Below are 317 nucleotides of genomic sequence, written 5' to 3' on the forward strand. Positions count from 1 at the left end.
TTACTCCTTTTTTTACCGGGCTTTCCGTTACTCCTTTTTTACCGGGCTTTCCGTTACTCCTTTTTTACCGGGCTTTCCGTTACTCCTTTTTTACCGGGCTTTCCGTTACTCCTTTTTTACCGGGCTTTCCGTTACTCCTTTTTTTACCGGGCTTTCCGTTACTCCTTTTTTTACCGGGCTTTCCGTTACTCCTTTTTTACCGGGCTTTCCGTTACTCCTTTTTTTACCGGGCTTTCCGTTACTCCTTTTTTACCGGGCTTTCCGTTACTCCTTTTTTACCGGGCTTTCCGTTACTCCTTTTTTACCGGGCTTTCCGT

At 45.4% G+C, this 317-nt stretch carries 1 protein-coding gene; it reads left to right on the top strand.

Annotated features, from left to right (window positions below; genetic code table 11):
* Positions 1–317 (top strand): hypothetical protein (locus ACX6U0_RS21390; protein WP_464961808.1); only part of this gene is annotated, 317 nt, incomplete at both ends.

The organism is Gottfriedia sp. ABJ_BB2_2 (assembly GCF_055484705.1).